Source organism: Aquimarina agarilytica ZC1 (assembly GCF_000255455.1).
GTDB lineage: Bacteria > Bacteroidota > Bacteroidia > Flavobacteriales > Flavobacteriaceae > Aquimarina > Aquimarina agarilytica.
Genome location: NZ_JH621256.1, coordinates 13,740 through 28,487 on the forward strand (window position 1 = coordinate 13,740; position 14,748 = coordinate 28,487).

The 14,748-nt window shown below is 31.7% G+C and carries 13 protein-coding genes; 6 read left to right on the forward strand and 7 right to left on the reverse strand.

Going from position 1 to position 14,748, the window contains the following annotated elements:
* Window positions 1–37 precede the first annotated feature (37 nt).
* The 4 genes from KQA_RS0207875 to purU form a co-directional block, all read right to left on the reverse strand.
* Window positions 38–1,273: a vWA domain-containing protein gene (locus KQA_RS0207875; RefSeq protein WP_010179839.1), complete on the reverse strand. Its 1,236-nt coding sequence runs from the start codon at window positions 1,271–1,273 to the stop codon at window positions 38–40.
* A 128-nt stretch (window positions 1,274–1,401) separates the two neighbouring features.
* Window positions 1,402–2,157, reverse strand: a complete 756-nt coding sequence (locus KQA_RS0207880) for a hypothetical protein (RefSeq protein ID WP_010179841.1) — start codon at window positions 2,155–2,157, stop codon at window positions 1,402–1,404.
* Window positions 2,158–2,380: 223 nt separating this feature from the next.
* Window positions 2,381–3,103 (reverse strand): DUF4197 domain-containing protein, encoded by a 723-nt coding sequence (locus KQA_RS0207885; protein WP_010179843.1) that lies wholly within the window; start codon window positions 3,101–3,103, stop codon window positions 2,381–2,383.
* Window positions 3,104–3,301: 198 nt separating this feature from the next.
* A complete protein-coding gene (gene purU, locus KQA_RS0207890) occupies window positions 3,302–4,156 on the reverse strand; it encodes a formyltetrahydrofolate deformylase (protein ID WP_010179845.1) in 855 nt (284 codons plus the stop codon).
* Window positions 4,157–4,974: 818 nt separating this feature from the next.
* Between purU and KQA_RS0207895 the strand changes: the two genes are divergently transcribed.
* The 4 genes from KQA_RS0207895 to KQA_RS0207910 all read left to right on the forward strand — a co-directional run bounded on the left by KQA_RS0207895 (window position 4,975) and on the right by KQA_RS0207910 (window position 8,131).
* Window positions 4,975–5,178: a hypothetical protein gene (locus KQA_RS0207895; RefSeq protein WP_010179847.1), complete on the forward strand. Its 204-nt coding sequence runs from the start codon at window positions 4,975–4,977 to the stop codon at window positions 5,176–5,178.
* Window positions 5,179–5,279: 101 nt separating this feature from the next.
* Window positions 5,280–7,385 carry a T9SS type A sorting domain-containing protein gene (locus tag KQA_RS0207900; protein ID WP_010179849.1) on the forward strand — a complete coding sequence of 702 codons (2,106 nt, stop codon included), beginning with the start codon at window positions 5,280–5,282 and terminating at the stop codon, window positions 7,383–7,385.
* Between the two features lie 109 nt (window positions 7,386–7,494).
* The gene (locus tag KQA_RS0207905; RefSeq protein WP_010179851.1) at window positions 7,495–7,839 is read left to right on the forward strand and encodes a type II toxin-antitoxin system RelE/ParE family toxin; all 345 of its coding nucleotides are present in this window, start codon (window positions 7,495–7,497) and stop codon (window positions 7,837–7,839) included.
* 1 nt (window position 7,840) lies between these two features.
* Window positions 7,841–8,131, forward strand: coding sequence for a helix-turn-helix transcriptional regulator (locus tag KQA_RS0207910; RefSeq protein ID WP_010179853.1), 291 nt, complete (start codon window positions 7,841–7,843; stop codon window positions 8,129–8,131).
* A 967-nt stretch (window positions 8,132–9,098) separates the two neighbouring features.
* On the opposite strand, the gene KQA_RS0207915 is transcribed toward KQA_RS0207910, so the two are convergent.
* Together KQA_RS0207915 and KQA_RS0207920 are read right to left on the reverse strand one after the other, a co-directional pair.
* Window positions 9,099–10,214, reverse strand: a complete 1,116-nt coding sequence (locus tag KQA_RS0207915; RefSeq protein WP_010179855.1) for a porin — start codon at window positions 10,212–10,214, stop codon at window positions 9,099–9,101.
* A gap of 293 nt (window positions 10,215–10,507) precedes the next feature.
* The gene (locus tag KQA_RS0207920; RefSeq protein ID WP_010179857.1) at window positions 10,508–11,578 is read right to left on the reverse strand and encodes a hypothetical protein; all 1,071 of its coding nucleotides are present in this window, start codon (window positions 11,576–11,578) and stop codon (window positions 10,508–10,510) included.
* A 457-nt stretch (window positions 11,579–12,035) separates the two neighbouring features.
* On the opposite strand from KQA_RS0207920, the gene KQA_RS0207930 reads away from it, so the two are divergent.
* Both KQA_RS0207930 and KQA_RS0207935 read left to right on the forward strand, forming a co-directional pair.
* Complete coding sequence (locus KQA_RS0207930; RefSeq protein WP_010179861.1) at window positions 12,036–12,422, forward strand: pyrophosphohydrolase domain-containing protein; 387 nt, start codon at window positions 12,036–12,038, stop codon at window positions 12,420–12,422.
* Between the two features lie 63 nt (window positions 12,423–12,485).
* A complete protein-coding gene (locus KQA_RS0207935) occupies window positions 12,486–12,740 on the forward strand; it encodes a hypothetical protein (protein ID WP_010179863.1) in 255 nt (84 codons plus the stop codon).
* Between the two features lie 67 nt (window positions 12,741–12,807).
* Here the strand turns inward: KQA_RS0207935 and KQA_RS0207940 are convergent, their stop codons facing one another.
* Window positions 12,808–14,733 (reverse strand): outer membrane protein assembly factor BamB family protein, encoded by a 1,926-nt coding sequence (locus KQA_RS0207940; RefSeq protein ID WP_010179865.1) that lies wholly within the window; start codon window positions 14,731–14,733, stop codon window positions 12,808–12,810.
* Between the last annotated feature and the right edge of the window lie 15 nt (window positions 14,734–14,748).

The following is a 14,748-nucleotide window of genomic DNA, read 5'->3' on the forward strand; positions in this document are numbered from 1 at the left end:
TATGATTTTATTATAGATTTTTTTATTTGAAAATTTTCTAAGGAATATATTGGTCTACTAAATGTATTAATAACTCATTTAATTTTTGTACTTCATAATCTCCAATAGTAGGAGTAATATGAGGATTGCCAATACGGCTATCATCAGTAATAAAAACGTAGGTTCCATTGGTTAATATAGCAAAAGAGCGCATTAAATATTCGGTAGCCTTATCTATGCCAGAAGCAGAAATAGGAATTATTTTAATGCCTTGTTCAGCAGCTTTAATTAAGTTTTTTTCTAAACTAGAAATAACTTCTTGTGTATAGTGGGGTGGAGCATCAAGTAATAGAAAAATGATTCGAGATGAGGCATCATCATTCCATGAGTTTTGTGATATAGCAACATCTAAGGCATCATGTACAGCCTCTGGGAAATCACCGCCACCATTTGCAGACTGTTCTTTAATAAAAGAAACCAAATTTGTTTCATTTTCAGTAAAGCTAAAATTTCGTGTTATATATTCATCTCCCTTATCTCTATAAAATACCGCACCTAAACGCATTTCTACTAATGGGCTTTTTTTCTTTATGCTTTCAATAACATAGTTCAATTCAGCTTTTAAATAATCTATTTCATCTCCCATTGAACCAGTAGTATCAATCGCGAAATAGATGTCTATTATTTTTTTGTTAGCTATAGTTTTATTTAATTTTATTTCGTTTATACCTTGCGAGTGCTCTTTTACACTCGTTACAATTTCTTTGGTATCTTTAATAGTAATTGAAGCAGTTAATTGATTAAATTCTAAATTCGACCATAAGGTGGCTTTTCCAGTATTATCTGTTTTTGTTTTCCATACTGTTGTTTGGTTTACTAAAAGCTTAATTTCTGCGTTTGCAACTGGCGATTTATTCGTGTCATATACCTGAAAGCTATACCTTTTAGTTTCTTTAAGGTTCCACTTGTTTACCCCTTCAATGTATACTTGACTATCAATAAGACTTTTCCAAAACTCCCAATTATTAAGATCACTCCATTCGCCTGCGGTTAAAATTCCAGGTTCAATTTCATTAGTAGGATAATGACTTCTGGAACCTAAGCTAGGTACATCTGAACTTGAGAAGGCTTCTAGTGATGCTTCTGAGCTAGAGTCTTCATTTACTTCAGGAGTGATAACTTTATTAAATAGGCTGGTCTTATTAATTTGATCAATAGCTTCATTTTCGTCATTTGAACAACTGCTTATTAATAAAGCTAAAGCAACTAAAATTAGTTTTTTTATAGGTCTCATGTCATACATATTTATGAATAAGATGGATCAAAAGTGTAAAGGTTGCGTAGTTTAATCCGAATTATGCATAAAAAAAGTCTTTAAAGTTAATTAAAGACCTTTTGTAACTTTAATTAATAAACGGTAAATTATTTCTTTTCTAGGGTTATAAACCTTTCGCCAGAAATTACTTCATTTTCTTTACTTAATTGTGATAAATCAAAGGAAAGTACCATTTTAGTATTGGTCATTTCAACTATTTTGTAGTTTGTTTTAACTCCGGAAAAACGATTAGTTATTGTTAAAAAATTAGAGTCTAACATCCATGATTGTCCAAAAATATTGCTGTTTTCAGTAATTTTTTGAGTTATGTTACCTGTAGGTCTAATTGTGTTTCTAATATAGGTGAAATGACCACTGGTGTTAATAGAATTGTTTGCATTAATGTTTACATCATAGGTATGGTTGTTGCTAATCTCAGTGTAATTAGAGGCTATAACAAGTTTTCCTATGGTTCTTGTTGATTTTCCATTGTTTACTCTGTAATCAACTAATTTCCAGTTTCCAACTATGCTTGACTCAATTTGGTCAGTATTGTTAATTGGAGTAGTAGGCTGTTCTTCGTTTTCTTTGACAGGAGTATCTTCAGTATTAGGAGGAGTAGGTTTAGGTTCTTCGGATTCTTCTTTGTTATCTTCCGGAGTGTCTCCATCCTCATTATTTTTATCTTCTTCTGAAGAAGGTTCAGGAGTGTCAGTTTCGGAATTCTCTATATCAGTTTTTTCTTCGTTAATGTTTTCCGAATTTGTTATAGGATCTTCTGTGGTAGTAGCTTCATCTTTTTCACATGAAAAAAGACTTAACAACAGTAAAAGCGAAATGAAAAAGTAGTTTATTCTTTTCATACAAAACAATTTTATTTTCTCACAAATATAAAATTATTTAATAGAAGACTTATTTGTTGTCGGGTAATGAAAGCATAATTCAATCTGTTTTTAAGTGAGATTTCTTGTTATTTATTTGTATATTAGTGGGTTAATTTTATTTTGTTAAAATTCTAAAAAAATTAAAAAGCGAGAATATTCGTATGGATATTCTCGCTTTTAATGAGGTAATGTAAGTGTACTACTACTTTAATTTGTCTTGCAAAGCAAACACCTTACGTAGTACGTCCGATGTTCTTGAACTTAATTGAGTTCTTATCTTTTTTTCTTCGACACCAATCATGGTGTAAACACCCGTTAAAGCTTGTTTAGTTACGTAATCGGTTAGGTCAGGATTTACTTTATTTGTTAGGGGTACCGCATTATACCTATTAATAATGTTTGACCAAATTTCAGTGGCACCAACCTTACTCAATGATTTTGTAATCACTGGACTAAATTTTTGATAAAGCGCCGTGTTTGTTTTTCCGTCTAAATATTGCGTAGCAGCATTATCGCTTCCTAAAAGAATATTTTTAGCATCAGCAAAAGTAATGCCTTTTACTGCATTTATAAATATAGGTGTTGCTTGTCCAACGGCGTCTTCAGCAGCACGATTTAGTACTTTTAATCCTTCATCTGCCATTTTACTTAATCCGATTTTACGTAAGGTGTTATCCACTTTTTGTAGTTCTTCGGGAAGAATAATTTTCACCAATTCGTTTCTAAAAAATCCATCTTTTTGAGTCAATTTAGTCACTTGCGTAGAAATCCCTTTGTCCAAAGCTTCACGTAGTCCACTAGCAATGTAATCATTACTTAAGCCCGTTGAACCAGTTGTTCCTTCTGGTAAACTATTAATTACTTGTTGTAATTCGTGACAATTACAAAATAATAATACTATAGATAGGTAAATAAGTTTTTTCATGAGTTTTTAAATTTTTGTTTTCGTTTATTTGTTGTCAGTTGTCAGTTGTCAGTTGTCAGTTGTTGGTTGTTGGTTGTCAGTTGATTAATATTTTATAATATTATCTTCTATCTTCTATCTTCTATCTTCTATCTTCTACATTAAATAATTCCAAATTTAAGATTAAAAATAGTAAAGGAGGAACAAGAATATCATTTATTAATCAAAGACTACGGTTTTGTTATTGTATACTAAAACTTTACGGTCTACATGGTGTTTTATAGCTCTTGAAAGTACAATTTTTTCAACATCACGGCCTTTGGCAATAAAATCTTGAATACTGTGGGTGTGAGAAACATTTACAACTTCTTGTTCAATAATTGGTCCTTCGTCCAAATCAGAAGTCACGTAGTGTGAGGTAGCTCCAATAATTTTAACACCACGTTGGTGGGCAGAATGATAAGGTTTAGCACCAGGAAAAGCAGGTAAAAATGAATGGTGGATATTTATTACTCGGTGAGTAAATTGGTCCACAAAGTCTGCAGATAATATTTGCATATAGCGAGCAAGTACAACAAAGTCCACTCCGTAATCCGTCAAGGTTTTAATTTGTTCGGTTTCCGCTGCTGCTTTAGTTGTTTTTGTAACTGGGATATGTTTAAAAGGAATATTAAAGCTTTTTGCCACCACTTCCATATCATTGTGGTTACTAATAATAACAGGAATTTCGACACCTAGCTCACCAGCGGCGTAACGTCCTAAAATATCATATAGGCAATGCGAATATTTAGAAACAAAGATTCCCATTTTAGGTTTTATAGCAGGGTCAAATAATTGCCATTCCATTTTAAATTCGGAAGCAATTTCGTTAGCAAAACGAGTTTTAAAAATTTCGATAGCATCGGTTTTTTTTTCAAATTCGCATTCCAAACGCATAAAAAAAGCACCTTCATCGGTGTCTACATGTTGTTCCAAATAAACGGTATTTCCGTTATTTTGAGCAATAAAATTAGTGACTTTAGCAATGATTCCCTGTTGGTCAGGGCAATGTATAAGTAATATGATTTTTTTCATTTATGTTGTTCTTTTGTCATGCAATAAAACTAACAGTAAACATAAAAAAAATAAAAGAAACTCATCGGGTATTTAAAGGAGTACTTGTAGTAAGTTGTTTAAATAAGTTACAAGATAGTTCATACAACGAGTTCTTGATACATTTTCTCTCCGCTATCGCTACGGAAAAACACTCGAACCAGTCAGCGTGTTGTATTTAAGTTTAGTATAAAGCTTCGTACTGCTTCGAATGATTTGCGCAATGGAATGGAGTAAATAGTATCGAGAAGTGTTTGTTCGTGTAATGAGTTCTCGATACATTTTTCCTTCGCTATCGCTACGTTAAAACACTCGAACCAGTCAGTGTGTTTTATTTAAGTTTGGTATCCAGTTTAGCATTGTTTCGAGAGATTTGTGTAATGGAATGGAGTAAATAGTATCGAGAAGTGCTTAGCTGTTACAAAATTTAATTTATAATTCAAATAAATAGTAGGAGTATAATAGGTTATGTAAGAAAATAAAGGTGAACATATTGTTAATCTTATTGTAATAATTTTTGTTATTATTTTTGAAATAAGACTATCGATAATTTTTTTGTTAAAAAATAGATAATAGTAACAAAAGTAGTTTCTAATTATAAGTAATACATAATGATTAATGCTAATTATTATTTTTAAGTGTTTGATAATTATCTATTTAAATGGATTTTTAGCGATATATGGTCGTTATTTATAATTTAATAGTAAGAATGTCTTTTCTATAACGTTTAAGTGGTTTTTTTTAGTTTTTTTAAATAGTTGATTTGATTTACATTAGGTGAATAATTTAACCAATTAAATATGAAAAAATTAGCATTACTAGTAGTAGTATTTTTAAGCCTTGTAGGTTATTCACAAGGATGTTTTGACCCCAATTGGAATTGGGAAAATCCAAAAGAGTGGAAAGTTTATTATCCCGATGGTGTTTTTAATTACAGTCCGTACACTAATTTGAATAGTGCCGATATTAAAACCATTATTGAAGGTGATGATTTAAAAAAATAAATGGTTGGGTAGTATTAGACAAACAATTAGGTTGTGCTAGTATTCCAGTTGAACAGCCTCATGTTATTTTTTACAACAAATTTACAGGCATTGTTCGAGTAATGTCGATCAATACATCGGGCGGTAGTAGCTCACATGGTTTTTTAGCTGTTGATTGGGGGAGCTCACTTAATCATTCCTCTTTATTGACTCATACAAGTGCTTTTTCTCGACCAAATAGTGAATATCCAGAACGTAAACAAGACAAAGTTACCAATGTAATTGATTTTTTTGCCAATCAGCGTAATGCTTGGTGGACTACAGAGTTTCAAGTAGCCTTTGATCATCGCACTAAAGCATCACAACAAGGATCATTTTTACATTTTAGGGTGTTTAACGTTGTAGAATCTGATATTCAATTAGAAGGAGATATTGATTTATTATCACAATCTGTACAACTAAAAGGAGCGGCTGAAAAAGTAGGAACCAGTAAGTCTACAAAAGATTGGATACTTGCGGGGGCAAGTGCTGTAGAAAAATTAGAACCAGGAGAGTGGAGTAAGCATATTAAAAATGCTGATAAAGCAATACGAAAAATACGTGATAAGGCCATTAAAAATTCCCATGAAAATAAAGCATGGAGTGTACTTGCCGATGCTACTACTAATTTAGCATCTATAACAGGTGGGCCAACTAAAGCAAATCAAATATTAAAATCATTTGCAAAAAATGCAGGAGTAGTGGGTAGTATTGTAGGTGTGGCTTCTGATTTGTTTGGGTTCTCTGGTAAAGGTTCAAACACACCCTCACCAGTTCAAATTACTCCTTTTAGAACTACGGGAACCATAAAACAGTCTGGGACTATTAAAACGAGTACACAAAACGCCAATTTTGTGATGAATTTACCTGGTATTAAACCAACCAATCAAACCTATTATACTTGCCCAATTGGTGTAATGAATATTGAGAATGATTTGCGAATTGATAAGCGTTCTTGGAAGGAAGAGAAATTTGAATTAGAAAATTATAAAATTTCTAATAATGCAGTTTTCAAGACAGAAAAGCAATTTGTATTTTCAAAACCTAAAAAAGTACCAGTTCCAGCATTAGTTTTTAATTATTCAAAAAAAGTTGGATCTGAATTAAGATCAGTAGCTGATGTAAAACTATTTGAAAGGGATAGAGAAACTTGGTGGCATCGATTTATAAAAACAAGAAGAGAAAATTGGAAATCTATTAGGTTAAGAAATAACATCTCATTAGCAGTAAATAGTGCTTCAGAATTAGAGTTAGTTTCAGCAGTAGTTTCATTTCAAGGTAAAGTAAAATCAATTAATGATAAAGGAGTACCAGTTTATAAGCTTTTTGATGAATATAATAGATTACCGAAAGAATATTTAGACAATCCAGATATGCCAGTTAGGATGGGGATTTATAATCTACCTTTTTATTCATTTCGGAAGAGGACAGTTTATACAGATGAATATTTAACTTTAAATGACCGTTGGATCAACAAAACCTCAAAGGCTTTAAATGATGGTAGGTATCAAATGATAAGTGGTGGCGAAGATTTGGGGAATGCTAAAGTCAATGAATTGTATAAATTCAGAACTAAATACGTAGATATTGCCAATGCTCGAGATTTAATTTTTGATGTGCGCGAAGAAACTGAGGTAAGCCTTAAAATTATAGCTACATTCAAAGAAAAAAATAACCCGAGTGCTACCCATGTAGTATTGACTAATGAGTATATAATTGATGAAGGTGCAGCAGTAAAATCAACTACCGCTGAGCCATTTGAAAGAGGGGCAAATTGGACAAGAAGAAGAAGAAGAAGAAGATGGAGACAAATTTCTAATAATGAGTTAGATTTAAATTATTACAAAGATGGCGTAGCTTATGATAGTCCTCAAGACTGTAATTGTACACCTAATCGTACAGGAGGGAAACAATTAACAGCTATTACCGAGGCTGAAAAATTAGATTTAAAAAGTAGATTCACCCTATACCCTAATCCAGTATTTGATAAATTAGTGGTTAACTATACTAAAATAGGTGATGCTTTACCAAGTATACTTGTTTCGGATGCCGCAGGAGCGATTTTAGTTAATGATACGCTAATGTCTGATGAAGAAACTATTGATTTTTCGACATATCCTCAGGGAACTTATTTAATTACTATTGTTGATGATGGAAAATTCATCTCAAAAAGAGTAATTAAAGACTAGTTTTTTTAGAGTAAAAAGAGTTTTTTAAAACAAAAAAGAGTAATAACGAAAGTTGTTGCTCTTTTTTTTTTGTTTTATTTTTAGTAACTTTTAAGTTACCTTTGGTTCCGTGGGAAAAGTTAGAGAAGTCATAGCGTATAAAAACTATTTTGAAGATTTTTTGAAAGAACAACCTGTAAAAGTTCAAAATAAAATATATAAAGTAATTGAAATAATAGAGACTTATGAAAGAGTACCTGAGACATATTTAAAAACTATAGTAGGGGTAAAAGGACTTTATGAAGCTAGAATAAAATTGGCTTCTAATATATGGCGTGTTTTTTGTTTTTTTGATAAAGGGAAGCTCGTCATTTTGTTAAATGGATTTACGAAGAAAACTCAAAAAACACCTAAAAAAGAAATTGATAAAGCGATAGGCTTAATGAATTTATATTTTGAAGAAAAAAATAAATAATATGGAAACGAAAAGTTGGAAAGAAATAAAAGATAGTGTTTATGGGAAAAAGGGAACAACTAGGCGTGATGAATTAGATAGGGATTTTGAATCATTCAAAATAGGTCTTTTGTTAAGGCAAGCCAGAGAAGAAAAAGAATTAACCCAAGAGCAATTAGGGAAGTTGATCGATAAAAAACGAACTTATATTTCAAGAATTGAAAATAATGGCAGTAACCTTACTTTAAAAACACTTTTCGATATTGTAGAAAAAGGTCTTGGTGGTAAAGTTAATATTTCGATTGAAGTTTAGCACTGCTTCGAGTGATTTGTGTAATGAAATGGATTAAATTGTATCGAGTTTAGCACTGCTTCGAGTGATTTGTGTAATGGAATGGAACAAATAGTATCGAGAAGTAGAGTCATGACAACGAGTTCTCGATACATTTCCTCTCCGCTATCGCTGCGGTAAAACACTCGAACCAGTCACTGTGTTTTTTTATTCAATTTTAGTGTAAAGCTTCGTACTGCTTCGAGTGATTTGTGTAATGGGTTCTCGATACATTTTCCCTCCGCTATCGCTGCGAGAAAACACTCGAACCAGTAATCGTGTATTATTTAAGTTTAGTATAAAGCTTCGTACTGCTTCGAGTGATTTGCGAAATGGGTTCTCGATACATTTCCTCTTCACTATCGCTGCGTGAAAACACTTGAACCAATCAACGTGTATTATTTAAGTCTTAGCACTGCTTCGAGGAATTTGCGCAATGGGTTCTCGATACATTTCCTCTTCACTATCGCTGCGTGAAAACACTCGAACCAATCAGCGTGTTTTATTTAAGTCTTAGCACTGCTTCGAGTGATTTACGTAATGGAATGGAGTAAATTATATCGAGAAGTGGTTATTAAGTTATAGTAACGAGTTCTCGATACATTTCCTCTCCGCTATCGCTACGAGAAAACACTCGAACCAGTAATCGTGTATTATTCAATTTTAGTATAAAGCTTCGTACTGCTTCGATTGATTTATGAAATGGAATGTAGTGAATTGTATCGAGTTCAACACTGCTTCGAGTGATTTGTGTAATGGAATGGAACAAATAGTATCGAGAAGTGTTTGTTTGTGTAATGGGTTCTCAATACATTTTCTCTCCGCTATCGCTACGTGAAAACTCTCAAACTAGTCATGTCTCTATAAAACAACAACACCCACGCTTTGCGTGGGTGTTGTAATATATTGTAATCGTAACTTTTCTAAAGTCTGTAATATGTTATTTAGACTAGAAAGAGTAGATAGCACCTAATACGAAAGAAGCTAAAGATTTACCAACATCTCCATTAGAATCTTCTAAGAAAGTATCTTCAGAAGTTGAATCTAAACGTAATTCAGGTTTGATTGTTAAGTTTCCTGCAGTATAAGAACCAGTCAAAGTTGTAGCAAAAACAGAACCATTTCTTTCATTGTCTAATCCAAAAGCTTCTGCTAATCCACCTTTAAAAACTTCAAAATATTCACCTCTTAAACCTAATGTAAAAGCGTCTGATATAGCATATTGTGGGTATAGTGCAGCACCATAGAATCCAGCATCGTCAACATTACCTTCAAAGGAAGTAGTATTGTAAGTAGCATTTACTCCTAAATAAAACTCTTCTGATATATCCCATCCAGTGGTTAAATCAATCTGGAAAGTTTCATTTTGTAAAGCTTGCGCATCGAAATCAGCTTGATTTCCATACAATACATTTAAATAAGCACTACCGGCATCATTTGAATATCCAACCTGTAAACCACCAGAGTATTTTCCGGCTAAGTTGTTATTTGTAAAATCAGTTGCATTAAGTATAGCTGCCATAACAGACCAGTTATCGTCAATTGCAAAGTCAGCTTTCAATCCAGTATGAGAAAATGGTCCGTTCGAAAACATATACGATGTAGAATAGTTAAAGTTACCTGCAGGTGAGATTACTTCATATCCTAAGAAAGTGTTAAAGTTACCAAAAGTTAAAGTAACGGCATCAGATGCAGCATAAGTAACAAACAATTGATTCACGATATTTGAAGATCCCGTAGTGTTTAAAACTGCGTCTGTTCCTCTGGGTCCAAAAACTAAATCAGCTACAAATCCAACTTTTCCTATTTGCTTACTAGCAATAAGATTAGCCATACCTAAAGCAAAACCATCTGCATTTGCAAAAGCACTGCTTGGAGCAATTAAAGCACCATTTCCAGTATTGTTAGCATTTTTTCCACCGATGTTAGTTCTAAAGTAAGTATCAACAGATCCGCTTAATTCAAAAGTAGATTCTTTTACAGTTTCTTCTTCCTGAGCAATAGCAGTAAAACCTACTAAAGATAATGCAGCTAAAGCTGCTCCTTTAAAGAAATTTTTTTTCATAATAATAGTTAAATAGTTAATAAACTTTTACTCGTTATAAAATAAGTATTGCTACTTAATTCGGTGTCAAAAATAATTTATAGTTGGAGAGGTCGCAAGAAAATTAACTTAAAAAACGGAATTTTTGCGAAAAGCGTATTTAAAAACGATTTTTTTAATATTATATTAATATATGTGGGTGATTATCTATTTTTTTAATGTTATTTTATAGTGTTTTTTGGTATTTCATCAGAATATATTAAAAAATAATAGAAATAATAGGTATGTGTAATGTTAAATTACAGTGAAATTACTTAGTTAATACTACTATTTTTAGATACATAGGTAATGCTGTCATTTTTTGAACTTATAGTGGGTTTTATACCCCAGACAAGCTGTTTTTTCCATTTTGTGTAGTTATCTGTGCTGTTTTGGTCAATTTCATAAATTTCAAAACGCTGTTTACTCATATCGGATAAGGTGGTTTGCTTTGTTTTTTTGAATGTCTCCCATAATACTTTTGTCGATTTTGGATTTCCTATAATATTCATTTTATATACGGATAGGCTGTCTATGTATCCATAGCGTATAGCCAATTCACTTGGGATTAGAATTTGTGTAGCTATAGGTATACCCGTTGAAAAAATTAAGTCACCAGTGGTTTCATTATAGTCATTATATATAGTAATGGGTTTATGGGCACTTTTTACATTATGCTCGGCTAGGTATTGTTCTAAAGCAGTAATGTGTTTTTGCGTATAGTTAGCTATATTATTCACATGTCCCGATGCACTTAAATAGACATAATGAAAGGGGCCAAAGGTTCCTTTACTACTATAAGTAATACTATAGTCCGAGGCACGCTTGTTTAATTGCTGTTGTAATAAAGGCAATCGGGTATGCAAATGCTGTAACCAAATACGCTTATTATTTTTCCATTTAAAAATATCGAAGATTTTGTCTTTAAAACTTAATTCTTCTTCTAGCGTAAGTGACATACCGTTAACTACCTTTTGTTTCCCTAAATTCCAAGCTAATGATTGTATGCCTCGTTCTTTTTTAGTGTATACCTTTTGTAGTACTAAGGAATCTAGTACAAGCTCATTTTCAATTTTAAAAGCATTTTCTTTAGGTAATGCTATTTGTAATTTACTTAAAAGGGGATCAACATTTTGATTTATATTTAAATGAGAAGTATCCGTAATAGCCCAATTAAGCCAATTTTCAAAATGGATTAATTGATTTTGAATCATTTTTTTAGGCACATTGTCAAAATTGATGTCATAATTATAGGTGTGTTTAGATGGGATTGTAGCCAAATAGACACAACTACCTATAAATAATAAAGCAATACTATAAAAAAGGAACTGTAAAACTTTAAACATATATGATTTGATTTTGTTGTTAATACTATCCTCTCATTTAATAAGGATATATAATTATTCCCTTTAAATAACCTCAATGAGGTTTAAAAATTTAAATAGGTTTTAAGGATGAATAAAAATAAGATAAAACCTACAAAAAACACTAAAATCCAAAAACTTCCTTTGTAATTTTTTTTATGGATAGGAATATCTTTTCGATAGCTGAATATCATAAAAATGACAAATGCAATAAAAAAACAAATAGCAAAAATAAGTTGATTTTGACTGAACATAAGTGTGTTGTTTATTATAGCTGAGTTACTATAATATCAATTTGTATATTTAACCCGAATTATGCATTAGAAAATCTATTATGGCTGCAATCTACTTTAAACACTAGTATTTATGGTACATCACAATCTTATAGCGAAGTTCCAATACAGAATTCGGGTTTAGCAAAATTACAAAAACAATTTTCATGAAGGATAAAATTAATGCAGTTAAAGAATTTCATACTGCTTTTAAAATTGGTTATAAAGAAGCTCCAATAGCAGATTTAGGAGCTGCAAAAAACACCTTGCGTTTTAATTTAATGAAGGAGGAAAATGAAGAATATTTAGAAGCTGCTCAAAATAATGATTTAGTTGAAGTGGCCGATGCACTTGGTGATATGCTTTATATTTTATGTGGTACCATTATAGAACATGGAATGCAACATAAAATTGAAGAAGTTTTTAATGAAATACAACGTAGTAATATGAGTAAGTTGGGAGCCGATGGAAAACCTATTTATAGAGCGGATGGGAAAGTATTGAAAGGCCCTAATTATTTCAAGCCTAATATAGAAAGTATTTTAAAAGCTTAATTTTGTTGGTTAAGTTGTTGATATTGATTAATTTAATAGTTGTTTAACCAATAAAATTTAATCATGGAATTAATTATTAGTCTACTTACAGGTGCTGTAGGTGGTAATTTGGCAGGAGCATTATTGAAAAAATATTCAATGGGAACACTATGGAATTCTGTTATTGGAATTTTAGGAGGTGGTTTAGGAGCTCAATTATTGGGTATGTTAGGTATTGATTTAGGTGGAATAGTAGGCAGTATAGCAGGCGGTGGAGTAGGAGGAGGAGTTTTAATGGCCATTATTGGTGTAATTAAAGGAGCAATGAATAAAAATTAGTGATATTCACTAAAAGAGCAAAAAGAGGAGTTCTATTTTTTGGAACTCCTCTTTTTTAATCAATAGTTTAAATTCCTTTGAAAATTTTTACCGTTTTTCCTTTACTGTAAAATAAATCTTTAGAAACGGAATCATAATCATATACAGGCTTGTTATTTTCAACGGTAATTTTATCTAATTCTTTACCTGTTTCTTTATCAATACGCACTAAAAGCTTTTCACTATTTTCTCCTTTAGCAAAAATAATAGCATACTTGTCGGTTTGTTTTAAGGCATTGAAACGTTCTTTTACGAGCGCTTTACCAATTGAACCAGCAAAATATCCAGCTTCTCCAATTTGTCTTGTTTTTTCATCAAAACCGATTTCGCCTATTTTTTGATAAACTTTATTCCCATTGGTATCACGATGTACTGTATATACTTCAATTTTGGTGGCAGCTACGGCAGAAGCAAAGGTTCCGACAGCTAAACCAGCTTTTAAAAACTTACGTCCTAATTCACCAGGTTGACTATATTTATTATGAAAAACAACCTCTCCAGCATCATTAATTCCCACTACCTCACTTTGTCCAGAAATAGAAACATTATTTTTGAAGATATCCATACTAGCAATACTTTTCTCATTTTTAAGCTTTAGCTTGGCATAGGGTTTTGGTTTGGCTTCACTATTTTCATTAAAACGATACATTTTTTCATCGTTATACACTACAAAATCACCAGAGTTTTCATCAAACTTAGCAAAAGTGGGTCTTTTTTCATTTAATTTTAAATTTCCTTTCCATAATTTTTTTCCGGTATTATAGTCCACAAGATTCGCATATGTAGCAGTTACATAAAGTACTTTACCACTTTTTGTTTTTTCTAAAAAGAAGATTGGATCCTCTTCATCATCACAAATTTTGACATCTTTTTTCCATTTCTTTTGTCCATCCTTGTCAATAAGCATCATTTCATCATCGTACACATATAAAAAATCGGTATCCTGCGGAATTACGGATTTTATATTTTTCCCTTTAGGATCTTTTTTCCAGGTTTTTTCTCCTGTTTTATAGTCGTAAAAATTGAAGCCCTTGTAATGAGCAATAAGCATTCTATTTTGCCAATCTTCGACTAATACTAAGCGTTTCGTTTTAACAGGGTCTTTCCATAAAGAGGAGCCATCATTGGCATTTTTTAAGTACAAAAGTTCTTTGCCTGCAAAAAGTCCTTTACTCTCAGTAAGTAATACATTGCTGGCATCTTGATTGGCATAAAAATTCTTGTAATTTACATCTTCTGCTTTCCAAAGTAATTTTCCACTTTGTTTGTTTAGTGCGTAAAATTTAGATTTAGCCAGTACAAAAACTTTATCAGCGATGGACTGCATTTGATCTCTACCTACAGTAGGATCATCACCAACTAAAGATGAAATTTTAGAAAGTGTATTACCGAATTTTTCAGACACTGAAGTTTTCCATAGGTACTTTTTGTTCTTCAAGTCGTATTTAGCAATAATTAAGGCATCATTTTCCATACCTCTTAGTAACAAAGCATTTTCGTCAAATAAATAATCTGATTGATAAAAAAATATGTTCTCTTCCGTAGATTCAAAAATGAATTCACCAGTAAAACTATTAATGATATACAATCTATTATCAAAAAATTTTATAAGAAAAGGAGTATCGGGAATAGCATCAAAACCGGAGCCTTTACCACTGTTGCTCATACTTAAAATAGCATCGGGTGTTATTCCGTTTGAAAAAGTACTGTTAAGTGTAGTAACTGTTGATAACGAGCTCGCTTTTGGAATAGGAGTTGTCCAGACAATTTTTTTGTCGTTTGGATTGTAACCATGCAAATTTATTCCATCAGAAATAGCAACCATTCCATTGAAAGGAACAATGATTAAATCATTGACTTTATTGTCAAATTCAAGAACACTATCTGGAGCCCTTTGAGCAGAAAGATAAAGTGTAAAAAAAAGGGCACAAACGTAAAAAATATTTTTTTTCATTGAGTAATAATTAAG